This is a genomic window from Rhodococcus sp. C-2 (genome assembly GCF_027854095.1).
Taxonomy (GTDB): Bacteria; Actinomycetota; Actinomycetes; order Mycobacteriales; family Mycobacteriaceae; genus Rhodococcus_F; species Rhodococcus_F qingshengii.
On sequence record NZ_JAQGFI010000007.1, the window covers coordinates 115657 to 129193 of the forward strand.

The window sequence follows — 13537 nt, forward strand, 5'->3', positions numbered from 1 at the left end:
TGCCCAATTCATACTTTGGAGAACTGATGACCAATCTTTTCGGAGCTAACTCGCTGGGCGGCCAGGCGCCGTCGGGCCCCCAATCGCGTTACATCCTGCCCCAGTTCACGGAGCAGACCAGCTACGGCGTCAAGACGTCCGACCCGTACAACAAGCTGTTCGAGGAGCGCATCATCTTCCTCGGCTCGCAGGTCGACGACGTGTCCGCCAACGACCTCATGGCGCAGTTGCTGGTTCTCGAATCGCAGGATCCGGACCGCGACATCACGATGTACATCAACTCGCCCGGTGGTTCTTTCACCGCGCTGATGGCGATCTACGACACGATGCAGTACGTCCGTGCCGACATTTCCACCGTCTGCCTCGGTCAGGCTGCTTCGGCAGCTGCCGTGCTTCTGGCCGGCGGTACGCCGGGCAAGCGCTTCGCGCTCCCCAACTCGCGCATTCTGATCCACCAGCCGGCTACGGGCGGCATCCAGGGTCAGGTTTCCGATCTGGAGATCCAGGCTGCGGAGATCGAGCGTATGCGTCGGCTCATGGAGAGCACGCTGTCGCTGCACACGGGTAAGGATCCGGAGACCATCCGCGTCGACACCGATCGCGACAAGATCCTCACGGCCGAGCAGGCCAAGGAGTACGGCATCATCGACGACGTGCTGGCTTACCGGAAGCTCAGCGCACAGAAGTAGTCGATTTCCGCCTCGTGTCGAGGATCTGTTACCCGATTCCCGACACGAGGCGGACACGTCGAGAAGTGCCTGGTGGAGCGCTTGCCAGGCTGAAATCTCGACTCTTTTCTTTTTTATCCGCAGACGAAACGCCGAGAACAGGTCGACCCCGTTCGGGATCTGCGGGTACCGTCACTTCACGGGCTGGTTCTCGACCGGCGTTCTGCGATTGTTCGACCAGATTTGTTCGATCAGTTTGTCTGATCTGACAACTACCGAAGTACTGCGGAGCGTCTCGACCGATCGAGTGGCGGCGAGTGCACGTACATGATGGAAAGTAGGGACCTCACGAGATGGCACGCATCGGCGACGGCGGGGATCTGCTCAAGTGCTCTTTCTGCGGTAAGAGTCAGAAGCAGGTCAAAAAGCTCATTGCAGGACCCGGGGTGTACATCTGCGACGAGTGCATCGACCTCTGCAACGAGATCATCGAAGAGGAATTGGCCGAATCGAGCGAGGTCAAGCTCGACGAGCTTCCCAAGCCTGCGGAGATCCGAGAATTCCTCGAGAACTACGTCATCGGTCAGGACTCCGCCAAGCGGACGTTGGCCGTGGCCGTCTACAACCACTACAAGCGCATTCAGGCCGGCGACAAGGGCCGTGACGCGCGGGGTGAGACGGTTGAGCTCGCGAAATCCAACATCTTGATGCTCGGCCCCACCGGCTGCGGCAAGACGTATCTCGCTCAGACTCTCGCGAAGATGCTCAACGTCCCGTTCGCCATCGCTGACGCGACGGCGTTGACCGAGGCCGGTTACGTCGGTGAGGACGTCGAGAACATTCTGCTCAAGCTGATTCAGGCTGCCGACTACGACGTCAAGCGCGCCGAGACCGGAATCATCTACATCGACGAGGTCGACAAGATCGCCCGTAAGAGCGAGAACCCGTCGATCACGCGTGACGTCTCCGGCGAAGGCGTTCAGCAGGCGTTGCTGAAGATCCTCGAAGGTACGCAGGCAAGCGTCCCGCCGCAGGGTGGCCGTAAGCATCCGCACCAGGAATTCATTCAGATCGACACCACGAACGTGCTGTTCATCGTCGCGGGCGCTTTCGCAGGTCTCGAGCGGATCGTCTCCGATCGTGTCGGCAAGCGCGGTATCGGATTCGGTGCCGAGGTTCGGTCGAAGGCCGAACTGGATACGGTCGATCGTTTCGCCGAGGTCATGCCGGAGGATTTGATCAAGTTCGGTCTGATTCCGGAGTTCATCGGCCGACTGCCGATGATCGCGTCGGTGACCAACCTCGACAAGGAATCGCTCGTTCAGATCCTGTCGGAGCCCAAGAACGCTCTCGTCAAGCAGTATCGTCGCCTGTTCGACATGGACGGCGTCGAACTCGAGTTCACCGAAGAAGCGCTCGACGCTATCGCCGATCAGGCGATCTTGCGTGGAACCGGTGCGCGTGGCCTGCGCGCCATCATGGAAGAGGTTCTTCTTCCCGTGATGTACGACATTCCCAGCCGTGACGACGTCGAAAAGGTGGTCGTCACCGCGGAGACCGTCAACGACAACGTACTTCCGACCATCGTTCCGCGTAAGCCGGAACGTGGCGAGCGTCGCGACAAGACGGCGTAGAACTTCAAAACGACTGTGGCCCGGTATCTCTCGCGAGATGCCGGGCCACAGTCGTTCGCGCAACACAGTGGTTCGCGCAACACAGTGGTTCGTGCAACACAGTGGTTCGTGCAGGGTGTCTGTGGGGTGGTCGGCTAGATCGGGTTGCCGAGCTCCTTGAGGGGGGTGCGGAACGTCTCCTTAGCGGTGAACGCCGAGATCGCGCAGATGACGCAGGCCACCGAAGTCAGAATGGCAACGGGCATCCAGTGTGTCTTGTCGCCGCCCATGAGGGCGTTGCCGATGGCGGGGGCAAAGCCTGCGAGGGCGAAGCCGACCTGGGTGCCGATCGCAATGCCCGAGTAGCGGACCTTGGTGTTGAACATCTCGGAGTAGAACGACGGCCAGATGGCATTCGGGGCAGCGTAGAAGACGGACATCAATCCGATTGCGGCGAGGAAGATCAGGGGAACGTTGCCGCTGGCGATTGCGCCGAAGTACACGTAGATGAACACCGCGCTACCGAGGGCGCCACCGATGAACAACGGCCTGCGACCGATCCGGTCGGAGAGCATCGCCCAGGCGGGCTGACTGAGCAGGGCTACGGCGTTGGCTGCGATGGCAACCCAGAGCATGGTCGACTTCGGAATCCCCACTTCTTCGGTGGTGGCGAAAGCGAGACCGAAGACGGAGAAGATGGTCGAGACGACGGCGATGAAAGCGCAGCAGATCACGCGAATCAGATTTGCGCTGTGGGTGCGAAGAAGATCGGCAACAGGCAATTTGGCGACGGTCTTGGATTCCTGCTGCTCGGTGAACTCTTCGGGCTCTTCGAGCTTGAGACGCATGATGTATGCCGCGACCAGAACGATCAGGCTGCCCCAGAACGGGATTCGCCAACCCCACGTGTAAAGGATGTCGTCGGGGAGCGCGGCGATGGGCAGGAATACGAGGCTGGCGAGGATGAAGCCGGCCTGGGTGCCGTTGAGGGTCCAACTGCAGAAGAACGCGCGTCGGCCTTCGGGGGCGTGTTCGAGCGTCAGTGAGCTGGCACCGCTCTGTTCACCCGCGGCGGAGATGCCCTGGGCGATTCTCATCAGGACAAGAAGGATCGGTGCAAGAACTCCGATCGAATCTGCGCTGGGAATACATCCGATGAGGAAGGTGGCTGCGCCCATCAGAATGAGCGTGAGCAGCATGATCTTCTTGCGGCCGACGCGGTCACCGAAATGGCCGAGGACTACAGCGCCGAGGGGACGCGCGACGTACGCGACACCGAAGGTGGCCAGCGAAAGTAGAGCCGCATGCCCGCTGTCCGGGAAGAACACCGTGGGGAAGATGAGCGCAGCGGCGGAGGCGTAGATGTAGAAGTCGTAGTACTCGAGCATGCTGCCGAGAAACGACGACGTTGCGGCGCGCTTGACCTTGGTCGTATCCGGCCTTGCCAAGGATCCCGCCTCGGGCCCGGACGGTGTAACCGTGCTAGCTGACATGCTCATCTCCTGGGTGGAAGCGTCGTGGAGGCTCTACATCCGCCGATTGTGTTCGTATCAAGAACGTCTGTGCGGAGAGCGATACAAGGAATGTAACCGACGCCACAGCAACTACACAAGATTATTAACCAAATAGTTCATAAAAATCTACTGGCGGTCACGCTGCTCGTCGAAACCGCAGTTCAGAGAGTTAGGAGGCCGGCTGTGCTGCGGCCGCCACCAACTGCTCCACCTGTTCCTCGGTGATCCCGAGGCCGAAGGTGGCGAGTTTTCCGAGCGGCATCGAGCCTGCGAGTGCCATCATCTCGGGGCTGACCGCCTGTGCACCGTCGCCCGCTGCGGCAGCCATGGCGGCGCCGAGAACTGCGCTGCCGACCGGATGGGCGAGCCATTCGCCGATGGTCGACATGGCGTCGAGCGTGCCGACGCCGACGTTCCCGGCCAGGGTGATCGTGTCGGTGGTTGCGATGTCCCGAGACGAGAAGCCGACGCGGATCTCGTAGTCGCCGGCCTCGATCGCCCAGTCCTTTTCCGTGACAGACCAATAGGCAAATGCCCTGCTGTCGAGCGTGATGGTCACAGTCGCGGATTCGTCGGGGTCGAGGTGGACCTTGGCAAAGCCTTTCAATTCCTGCGCGGGTCGATCGATGCTTGCCGAGGCGTCGTGGACGTAGACCTGAACGACGCTGCTGCCCGATCGGTCGCCGCTGTTGCGCACGGTGACGGTCACTTCGGCGGAGTTCTCACCGGCCTCGACGGAGGTATCGGTGATGTCGAAGGTGGTGTAGCTCAGCCCGAACCCGAACGGGTACGCCACTTCGCGCAGCGCGGAGTCGTAGTAGCGGTATCCCACGTACAGGCCTTCGCCGTAGCGGACGTGCTGCTGTGATCCCGGGAAATGCAGATACGACGGATTGTCTTGGAGGCGAAGCGGAATGGTCTCCGTCAGGCGGCCGGACGGACTCGTGATGCCGAACAGAAGATCGGCAATCGCCGAGCCGCCCGCCTGGCCGAGTAGCCAGCCCTCGAGGATTGCGGCGGCATGATCCTTCCAAGGCTCGATCGAAACCACACCGCCGTTGGCGAGCACGACGACCGTGTTCGGGTTCGCGCCGTGGACCGCTTCCAGCAGGGCGATCTGGTCAGCCGGCAGTTCGATGTCGGTTCGGTCGAATCCTTCGGATTCCGTGGCGGACGGTAGTCCGAGGAACAGCACCGCGACGTCGGCGCGGCGTGCGGCGTCGACAGCCTCGGTGACCATGTCGTCGTCCGGAGTGCCGTCGAAGGTGAAGCCCGGTGCGAAAGTGACGCGGTCGGCGCCTTCGAGGTCGAGGATCGCGTCCAAGGCATTGTCGAGCTTGGTCGGGACCACCTGTGAACTGCCGGCTCCCTGGTACCGCGGGCTGCACGCGAATTCGCCGATCACCGCGACGGTTTGCCCGCCGGGGGTCAGCGGCAGTAGTTCTCCGTCGTTGGCCAGCAAGACAGCGGACTCCGCTGCAGCGGTCCGTGCCAGTTCGTGGTGACGCTCGACGTCGTACGTGTGGCCTTCGGTGCGCGCGGCGGCGGTGCGTGCCACCAGCGTCGCCAGGCGCTCGGCGGCAGTGGTGAGCACTGATTCGTCCAGGTCGCCGCCGCGCACGGCGTCGACGATCTGGGTATCGGTTCCGGTCGGCGGCATTTCCAGGTCGAGGCCCGCGGCGAGTGCCGCCACGCGGTCGTTGACCGCTCCCCAGTCCGAAACGACGAGGCCGTCGAAGCCCCACTGTTCGCGGAGTACCTCGGTGAGCAGCCAATGGTTCTGGCTCGAGTACACACCGTTGATCTTGTTGTACGAGCACATGACCGTCGTCGGGGCCGCGGTCTTGACGGCGTATTCGAAGCCGGCCAGATAGATCTCGCGCAGTGTCCGTTCGTCGACGTCGGCACTGACTCTCATCCGGTCGTGTTCTTGGTTGTTGGCAGCGAAGTGCTTGAGCGAGGTTCCGACGCCGCGAGACTGGATGCCGGTGATCAGGGCTGCCGCGACGCGGCCGGAGAGGAATGGGTCCTCGGAGACGTATTCGAAATTCCTGCCACACAAGGGTGATCGTTTGATGTTGATGCCTGGGCCGAGGAGGACCGAGACCTGTTCAGCTTTGGCCTCGTCGCCCAGAGCCTCACCGACCTGGCGGATGAGGTCGAGGTTCCACGACGAGCCCAACCCGACCGCCGGTGGGAAACATGTCGCTGGAACGCTGTGGCCGAGTCCGAGTGCATCGCCGCCCTCGGGTTGTTTCCGGACTCCGTGCGGACCGTCGGTCAGGAGTATCGATTCGATTCCGGGAACGGACTGGCTGTGCCAGAAATCCGAGCCCGACGTCAACGACGCCTTCTCCTCGAGTGAAAGCCCGTCTACGTAATTCTCGGTCACGTCATTCCTCCCGGTGGCAGCTGTGAGTTCCACTCACCACCGTAGGGGGATTTTTCGGACTTCGGGGTGGGTCAGGACGGCGCCTTCGAGGTCAAGAACGCAACAACCATGTCGCCGAGCATTGTTCGAAGATGCTCACGATGCGTCGAGTCGGTCAGATCGCGGTCGAAGAGCGCTTTGAAGGTGTAACGATTGGCGATACGAAAGACGCAGTAACTGCTGATCAACATGTGAATATCGAGAGCATCTACGTCGGAGCGGAATGCTCCCGACTGCTGTCCGTCGTGGAGGATCTGCGAGACCAGGTCGGCGGCGGGGGCGCCGAGACCGCTGAGTAGCTCGGATTTCTCGATGTGCTCACCGCGGAGCATGTTCTCGTTGGCTACCAGCCGAATGAAGTTCGGGTGTTGTTCGTGGTGGTCGAAGGTGAGTTCGGCCAAGGCGCGGACCGCTGCGGTGGGGTTCAACCCCTCGAGGTCGAGTTCGCGTTCCTGTGCGCGAATGACGCTGTACGCATGCTCGAGGACGGACTTGTACAGCCCTTCCTTGTCGGTGAAGTAGTAGTAGATCATGCGCTTGGTGGTGTGAGTCTTGGTTGCGATCTCGTCCACTCGGGCGCCGGCAAAGCCTTTGTCGGCAAACTCCTCGGTGGCGACGGCGATGATGTTCACCCTGGTCAGATCGCTGTTTCGGCGTCGTTTCTCCGGCTTCGACACCACGGAGTTCACTGACTGCTCGGAAACCATGTGCTCACTCTATCTGTCAGCAGTTTGTCGACTTTGCTTGTCGAGTCCGCGTCGGGGGAGTAACGTCCAGTGAACTAACTCACTAGTTCGTACATTAGTTTCGAGCGTCAACCCCGAGGTGCCCCTGATGACTTCATCTCTACCGGTTCTGGTCCTCAACGGGCCCAACTTGAATTTGTTGGGCCAGCGCCAACCGGAGTTCTACGGGAGAGACACGCTGGACGACGTGGTTTCCCGCTGTGTAGCGGCGGCCGAGAAGTTCGGGGCGATGGTCGAGGCAAAGCAGTCGAACCACGAGGGCCAACTGATCGATTGGATCCACGAGGCCAGGGGAAACGTTGCGGGCATCGTCATCAATCCCGGTGGGTACTCGCACACCTCCATTGCGTTGAGTGACGCTCTGGTCACACTCGATGCCCCTGTCGTGGAGGTGCACATCAGCAACATCCATGGCCGCGAAGAATTCCGTCACCACTCCTACGTGTCCGGGATCGCCGACGCTGTCATCTGCGGATTGGGAATCGACGGTTACAGCGCCGCAGTCGAATTCGTCTGCGTCCGAGAAGGGAAGAACTGATGAGTGATTCGATCCTCTGCGGTCTGATCGGCACCGGCATCGGAGCCTCCTTGACTCCGATCATGCACGAGGAGGAAGGGCGCAGGCAGGGCCTGCCGTACGTTTACCGCATCCTCGATCTCGATGCGATGGGGATGGCGCCGTCGGACATCGGTGAACTTCTCACCTATGCACGACGTTTCGGGTTCCGCGGCCTCAACATCACTCACCCTTGCAAGCAGTTGGTGATCGAGCACCTCGACGAGCTCTCGCCGGATGCGAGCCGGCTCGGAGCGGTGAACACGGTCCTCTTCGACTCCGGCAAGGCGATCGGACACAACACCGATTGGTCGGGCTTCGGCCGAAATTTCGACGACGGACTTCCCGGAGCACAGCTCGATCGTGTCGTGCAGCTCGGTGCCGGCGGAGCTGGTGCGGCGGTTGCCTATGCCGCGCTCAACCGTGGCGTCGGGACACTGACGTTGGTCGATTCGAGCCTGCCTCGCGCGCAGGAACTTGCACAAACCTTCGCGCAGCAGTTTCCGGCGCAGGTTGTCGAGGCGCGGCACACGAGCGACCTCGCCGAAGTGCTCGGCAAGGCAAACGGATTGATCCACGCGACGCCGATGGGAATGGCGGCTCATCCCGGAATGGCATTCTCGCCAGATCTGCTTCGCCCTGATCTGTGGGTGGCCGAAATCGTCTACCGTCCACTCGAAACCGAACTGTTGCGTCAGGCAAGGTTGATCGGAGCCCCGACGCTCAGCGGAGGCGGAATGACTGTCTTCCAGGCCGTCGACGCGTTCCGGATCTTCACGGGCATCGAGCCCGACAGTAAGCGCATGCTCGCGCACATGACGGAACTCGTACGCGGCGAACAGACTGCGGCAGCGCTGTGAGTGCCCCGGTCCGGACGTCGATCGCGACGGTATCGCTCAGTGGCACTCTCGAGGAGAAGCTCGACGCCATCGCTGCTGCCGGCTTCGACGGCTTCGAGGTGTTCGAGCCGGATTTTGTTGCTTCGCCGTGGTCCCCGAAGGAATTACGAACGAGGGCTGCGGATCTGGGCTTGACCCTCGATCTGTATCAGCCGTTCCGTGACTTCGACACGGTGGACGAGGCCCAATTTGCTCGGAATCTTGTTCGAGTGCAACGCAAATTCGAGCTCATGGATCAACTGGGGTGCGAGACGCTCCTGGTGTGCTCCTCGCCCCTGCCGACCGCAAGTCACGATGACGGTCAGTTGACAGAGCAATTCGGAGCTCTCGCCGAACTGGCGTCCGAGCACGGCAAGAAGGTTGCCTATGAGGCGCTCGCGTGGGGTGCCCACGTCAACACGTACGGCCATGCGTGGCAGATCGTCGAGGGCGTCGACCATCCTTCGCTCGGTACCTGTCTGGACAGCTTTCACATCCTCTCGCGCGGTGACGATCCCGCCGGAATTCGCGAGATTCCCGGCGAGAAGATCTTCTTCCTCCAGTTGGCGGACGCTCCGTTCTTGGCGATGGACATCCTCCAGTGGAGCCGGCATCACCGAAACTTCCCGGGGCAGGGCAGCTTCGATCTCAATGCGTTCGCTCAGCATGTCTACGCCACTGGTTACGACGGACCGTGGTCGCTCGAGATCTTCAACGACGTATTCCGCCGCGCCGACACCCAGCGGACGGCAATCGACGCTCATCGGTCGCTCCTGCATCTGGAAGAACAGGTCGCCGCCGCGAACCCTGCCGCCGGTGGACCCACGCTGTTCACCGCCCCGGAGCGCACGCCGCTCGAAGGAATCGTGTCTCTGCGAATCGCGGCGGGTCCGGCGAAACAGGACCAGGTGCACTCGATGCTCTCCCGCGTCGGTTTTCATCTTGTCGGACGGCACCACGATCACGATTTGCAGTTGTGGCGGCACGGACCGCTCACCGTTGCCGTGGATGCGACTGCGGGCACGGTGTGGACGGCGCCCGGGCTGCCTGCGGATCTACCGGTTCTCACTCAGATCGGCATCCGGGCAACCGAACCCGAGGTGTGGGGAGAGCGCGCTCTGGCTCTCGAAGTGCCGGCGACGCGCGTGCAGTTGCCGGGGTCGAGCGACGAGAACTCCGAGGTACCGGACGTCGTACGCCTGAAGGTCACCGATGCGACATCGATCGACCTTCGTGGCCCCGGCAGCGCTGCAGCGTGGGAATCGGCATTCGAGATCTACCCGCTGCCCGCCGAGCGCAATCGTGAACAGGGCGCAGTGTTCACCGGGATCGACCACGTGGCACTGGCGGTTCCGGCCGAGAGCTGGGACGGCATCATGCTGCTCCTGCGGTCCGTGTTCGAGATGCAACCACACGAGGGGCAGGACGTCACCGATTCTGTCGGCCTCATGCGAAGCCAGGCGCTCACGCTCGTTCAAGGCGGTGACGGACATACCCTGCGCATCTCGCTGAACATGGTGGAGGGAAGTCGAAGTGGGCTGCCGACGGTCCGTCGCGGCGGCGTCAGCCACGTCGCCTTCGCGTGTGAGAACATCTTCGGTGCCGCTGCGTCCATGCAGGACTGGGGATTTGCTCCGCTACCCATTTCCCCGAACTACTACGACGATCTGGACGCGCGTTTCGGACTGAATCCGGAACTGCTCGACCGGATGCGCAGCACCGGAATTCTTTACGACGCGGACGCTCACGGCGAGTTCTTCCACCTGTTCACCCCGACCGTCGGGGGAGACCTGTTCTTCGAGGTCGTGCAGCGGGTGGGTGGATACGAGGGCTACGGGGAAGTCAACTCCGCTGTGCGACTGTCGGCTCAGTTGCGTGCGAGTTCGACGTGACCTCGACTCGGTGCGGGTGCGAGTAGACGTTCATCGAATCGCCGCGGATGAAACCGGCGAGAGTCAGCCCGGACTCCTGCGCTAGTTCCACGGCCAGCGACGACGGCGCGGAGACAGCACCGAGGATCGGAATGCCGGCCATGACGGCCTTCTGGACGAGTTCGAACGACGCCCGCCCGCTGACGATCAAGATCGTGTCGTAGAGGGGCACTCGGCCGTCGGTGATGGCCCAACCGATCACCTTGTCGACGGCGTTGTGACGGCCGACATCCTCGCGCAGTGCCAGGAGTTCGCCGGTGGCGGTGAACAATCCGGCCGCGTGCAGGCCACCGGTGCGCTCGAAGATCCGTTGGCTCTCCCGCAGTGTGACCGGCATGGCCGACAGGATGGTCGAGGTGACGGAAGTCGTGTCACCGACCAGCGGATGTCGCGTCGTGGTTCGGACGGCGTCGAGCGAGGTCTTGCCGCACACGCCACACGCGGAACTGACGACGGTGTTCCGATCGGTGGTGTGGTCGGGCAACGGCACTCCGGGAGCGAGAGCGATGTCGAGGACGTTGTACGTGTTCGCACCGGATTCGTCGACGCCGTCGCAGTAGCGGACGACGCTCACGTCGTCGCGGGTGGCGACGACACCTTCGCTGAGAAGGAATCCGTGCACGAGGTCGACGTCGTTGCCGGGGGTCCGCATCGTCACTGCCAGCACCTGACCGCCCACTCTCATTTCGAGTGGTTCCTCGACGGCCAGCGTGTCGGGGCGCGTGACGACCCGATCACCCGAGATTCGAACGACCGGTGTTCGTGCGGTGACTCGTCCCATCTCAGGCGCCCGATGCTTCGAGTCGAACGGTGACGGCCTTCGACACCGGCGTGTTCGACTTGGCCGCAACGTGTTCGAGGGGAACGAGCGGATTTGTCTCCGGGTAGTACGCCGCAGCATTGCCGCGCGGGGTGTCGTAGGAGACGATGCGGAATTCCGTGACCCGACGCTCTTCGAGTGTGCCGTCGGGTGTTGTCCACTCGGACACGATGTCGACGAGATCGCCGTCACGGAATCCGAGCGCGGTGATGTCTTCGGCGTTGACGAGGATGACTTTGCGTCCGCCCTTGATGCCGCGGTATCTGTCGTCGAGGCCGTAGATCGTGGTGTTGTACTGGTCGTGGCTGCGCATCGTCTGCAGAATCAGGCGCCCACTCGGAGTGGGTATCCAGTGCAGGTCGTTCACGCCGAAGTTGGCTTTGCCGGTGTGCGTGCGGAACTCACGCGAGTCACGCGGCGGGTGGGGGAGTTGGAATCCGTCTGGCTCTCGAACGCGGGAGTTGTAGTTTTCGCAGCCTGGCACTACCCGTGAGATGGAATCGCGGATCAGGTCGTAGTTGCCCTCGAAGGCCGACCAGCGGACGGAGTGATCGTTGCCGAGTAGTTCGCGGGCGAGTTGGCAGATGATGGCGACTTCGCTACGCAGGTAGGGGCTGACCGGTGTGAGGCGTCCGCGCGACAGGTGCACCATGGACATCGAATCCTCCACGGAGACAAGCTGCTTTCCGCCGGCTTGGACGTCGAGGTCGGTGCGTCCGAGGGTGGGGAGGATGATCGCGGTCTGCCCGTGGACCACGTGACTGCGGTTCAGCTTGGTGGACACCTGCACGGTGAGTTCGCATTGACGCAACGCTGTTTCGGTCGCTGCGGTGTCCGGGCTTGCCTGGATGAAGTTGCCGCCCATCGCCATGAAGAAGCTTGCCTTGCCTGCGTTCATGGCGCGGATTGCGTCGACGGTGTCCCATCCGTGCTTGCGGGGACTCGAGATCGAGAACTCGGTGTCGAGCGCGGCCAGGAACTCTTCCGGCATCTTTTCCCAGATGCCCATCGTGCGGTCACCCTGGACATTGGAGTGTCCTCGCACCGGACAAACGCCGGCACCGGGTTTGCCCATCATTCCACGCATGAGCAGCAGGTTGACTGCTTCTTCGATGGTGGCGACTCCGTGTGTGTGCTGAGTGATCCCCATGGCCCAGCAGGTGACGGTTCGCTCGGATCGGGCAAGTGCGGCCGCCGTTTCCTCGAGCTGTGCCATCGACAGACCCGTTGCCTCGAGTACCGTGTCGAGATCGACCGCGCGGATGTGCTTCTCGTATTCGTCCCAACCGGCGCAGTACCGGTCGACGAAGGCACGGTCGACGACCGTCCCGGGAGCGCGATCTTCCTGCTCGAGCAGCAGCTTCCCCAGGCCTTGGAACAGCGCCATGTCGCCGCCCAGCCGGATCTGCAGGAACTCGTCCGCGATGTCGACTCCGTGCCCGATCACGCCGGACACCTTCTGTGGATCCTTGAACCTGCGCAATCCCGCCTCGGGCAGAGGATTGATGGCAATGATCTTGGCGCCGTTGCTCTTTGCCTTCTCCAGCGTCGAGAGCATTCGAGGGTGGTTGGTGCCGGGGTTCTGTCCGGCGATGAGGATGAGATCGGCGTTCTCGAGGTCGGGAACTGTCACCGAGCCTTTGCCGATGCCGATGGATTCGGTCAGTGCGCTTCCGGACGACTCGTGACACATGTTGGAACAGTCGGGCATGTTGTTGGTGCCGTAGCTGCGAATCATCAACTGGTAGAGAAACGCGGCTTCGTTGGACGTGCGACCGGAGGTGTAGAACACCGCTTCGTCCGGCGATGCGAGGCCGTTCAGATGTTCGGCGATCAGTGCGTACGCGCCGTCCCAGTCGATCGGCCGGTAATGGGTTGCTCCCGGCGTCAGGACCATCGGGTGCGTCAGTCGCCCCTGCTGTCCGAGCCAGTAGTCGGTCTTGCCTTCGAGATCGGCGATCGAGTGCTCCGCGAAGAATTCGGGTGTGACGGTGCGAAGCGTTGCTTCCTCGGCAACAGCCTTCGCTCCGTTCTCGCAGAATTCGGCGGGCTTGCGATGTCCGGGAGTCTCCGGCCACGCACACCCCGGGCAGTCGAAGCCGTGTCGCTGGTTGAGTCTGGTGAGCGTTCGGGCGGTCCGCAAGGCTCCCATCTGCTCGATTCCTCGTTGCAGCGACACCAGAACGGCCGGAACTCCGGCGGCGTAGTCCTTGGGGTGCGTGACTTCGAGATCCGATTCGTCGATGTCCTTCGAGGGGCCCTGGCGCGTCATGTCTCCATAGTGGCCCGAACGGCGCGGTACTGCCATCGAATGGGCCGGTCGAACTAGCCGGAATGAAGCTTTCATCGGCTAGCCTTACCTACCGAACCAGCAGACTTA

General features: G+C 62.3%; 10 protein-coding genes. 5 read left to right on the forward strand and 5 right to left on the reverse strand.

Annotated features, from left to right (window positions below; translation table 11 throughout):
• The first annotated feature begins 26 nt into the window (after positions 1-26).
• Positions 27-689, forward strand: a complete 663-nt coding sequence (locus PCS43_RS16665; RefSeq protein ID WP_003944539.1) for an ATP-dependent Clp protease proteolytic subunit — start codon at positions 27-29, stop codon at positions 687-689.
• A gap of 332 nt (positions 690-1021) precedes the next feature.
• Positions 1022-2302 carry an ATP-dependent Clp protease ATP-binding subunit ClpX gene (clpX, locus tag PCS43_RS16670; protein WP_003944582.1) on the forward strand — a complete coding sequence of 427 codons (1281 nt, stop codon included), beginning with the start codon at positions 1022-1024 and terminating at the stop codon, positions 2300-2302.
• Positions 2303-2436: 134 nt separating this feature from the next.
• Here clpX and PCS43_RS16675 read toward each other — a convergent pair whose 3' ends face one another.
• The 3 genes from PCS43_RS16675 to PCS43_RS16685 all read right to left on the reverse strand — a co-directional run bounded on the left by PCS43_RS16675 (position 2437) and on the right by PCS43_RS16685 (position 6933).
• Positions 2437-3774, reverse strand: a complete 1338-nt coding sequence (locus PCS43_RS16675) for an MFS transporter (RefSeq protein WP_003944496.1) — start codon at positions 3772-3774, stop codon at positions 2437-2439.
• A 190-nt stretch (positions 3775-3964) separates the two neighbouring features.
• Positions 3965-6187 carry a glycoside hydrolase family 3 C-terminal domain-containing protein gene (locus PCS43_RS16680; RefSeq protein WP_030536645.1) on the reverse strand — a complete coding sequence of 741 codons (2223 nt, stop codon included), beginning with the start codon at positions 6185-6187 and terminating at the stop codon, positions 3965-3967.
• 71 nt (positions 6188-6258) lie between these two features.
• On the reverse strand, positions 6259-6933 hold the full coding sequence (locus PCS43_RS16685; protein WP_019749082.1) for a TetR family transcriptional regulator: 675 nt from the start codon (positions 6931-6933) through the stop codon (positions 6259-6261).
• Between the two features lie 127 nt (positions 6934-7060).
• Here PCS43_RS16685 and aroQ point away from each other — a divergent pair, with 127 nt between their 5' ends.
• Genes aroQ through PCS43_RS16700 form a run of 3 tightly spaced genes read left to right on the forward strand, consistent with a single transcriptional unit; the run spans position 7061 to position 10298 of the window.
• Entirely contained in the window at positions 7061-7510 is a 450-nt protein-coding gene (gene aroQ, locus PCS43_RS16690; RefSeq protein ID WP_030536644.1) for a type II 3-dehydroquinate dehydratase, read from the forward strand.
• A complete protein-coding gene (locus PCS43_RS16695) occupies positions 7510-8388 on the forward strand; it encodes a shikimate dehydrogenase (protein WP_030536643.1) in 879 nt (292 codons plus the stop codon). Before aroQ ends, PCS43_RS16695 begins: the two co-directional genes overlap by 1 nt.
• The gene (locus tag PCS43_RS16700; RefSeq protein ID WP_030536642.1) at positions 8385-10298 is read left to right on the forward strand and encodes a sugar phosphate isomerase/epimerase and 4-hydroxyphenylpyruvate domain-containing protein; all 1914 of its coding nucleotides are present in this window, start codon (positions 8385-8387) and stop codon (positions 10296-10298) included. Before PCS43_RS16695 ends, PCS43_RS16700 begins: the two co-directional genes overlap by 4 nt.
• On the opposite strand, the gene fdhD is transcribed toward PCS43_RS16700, so the two are convergent.
• Positions 10249-11118: a formate dehydrogenase accessory sulfurtransferase FdhD gene (gene fdhD, locus PCS43_RS16705; protein WP_030536641.1), complete on the reverse strand. Its 870-nt coding sequence runs from the start codon at positions 11116-11118 to the stop codon at positions 10249-10251. The two genes, PCS43_RS16700 and fdhD, sit on opposite strands and share 50 nt — an antisense overlap.
• 1 nt (position 11119) lies before the next feature.
• A complete protein-coding gene (locus PCS43_RS16710; RefSeq protein WP_030536640.1) occupies positions 11120-13429 on the reverse strand; it encodes an FdhF/YdeP family oxidoreductase in 2310 nt (769 codons plus the stop codon).
• Between the last annotated feature and the right edge of the window lie 108 nt (positions 13430-13537).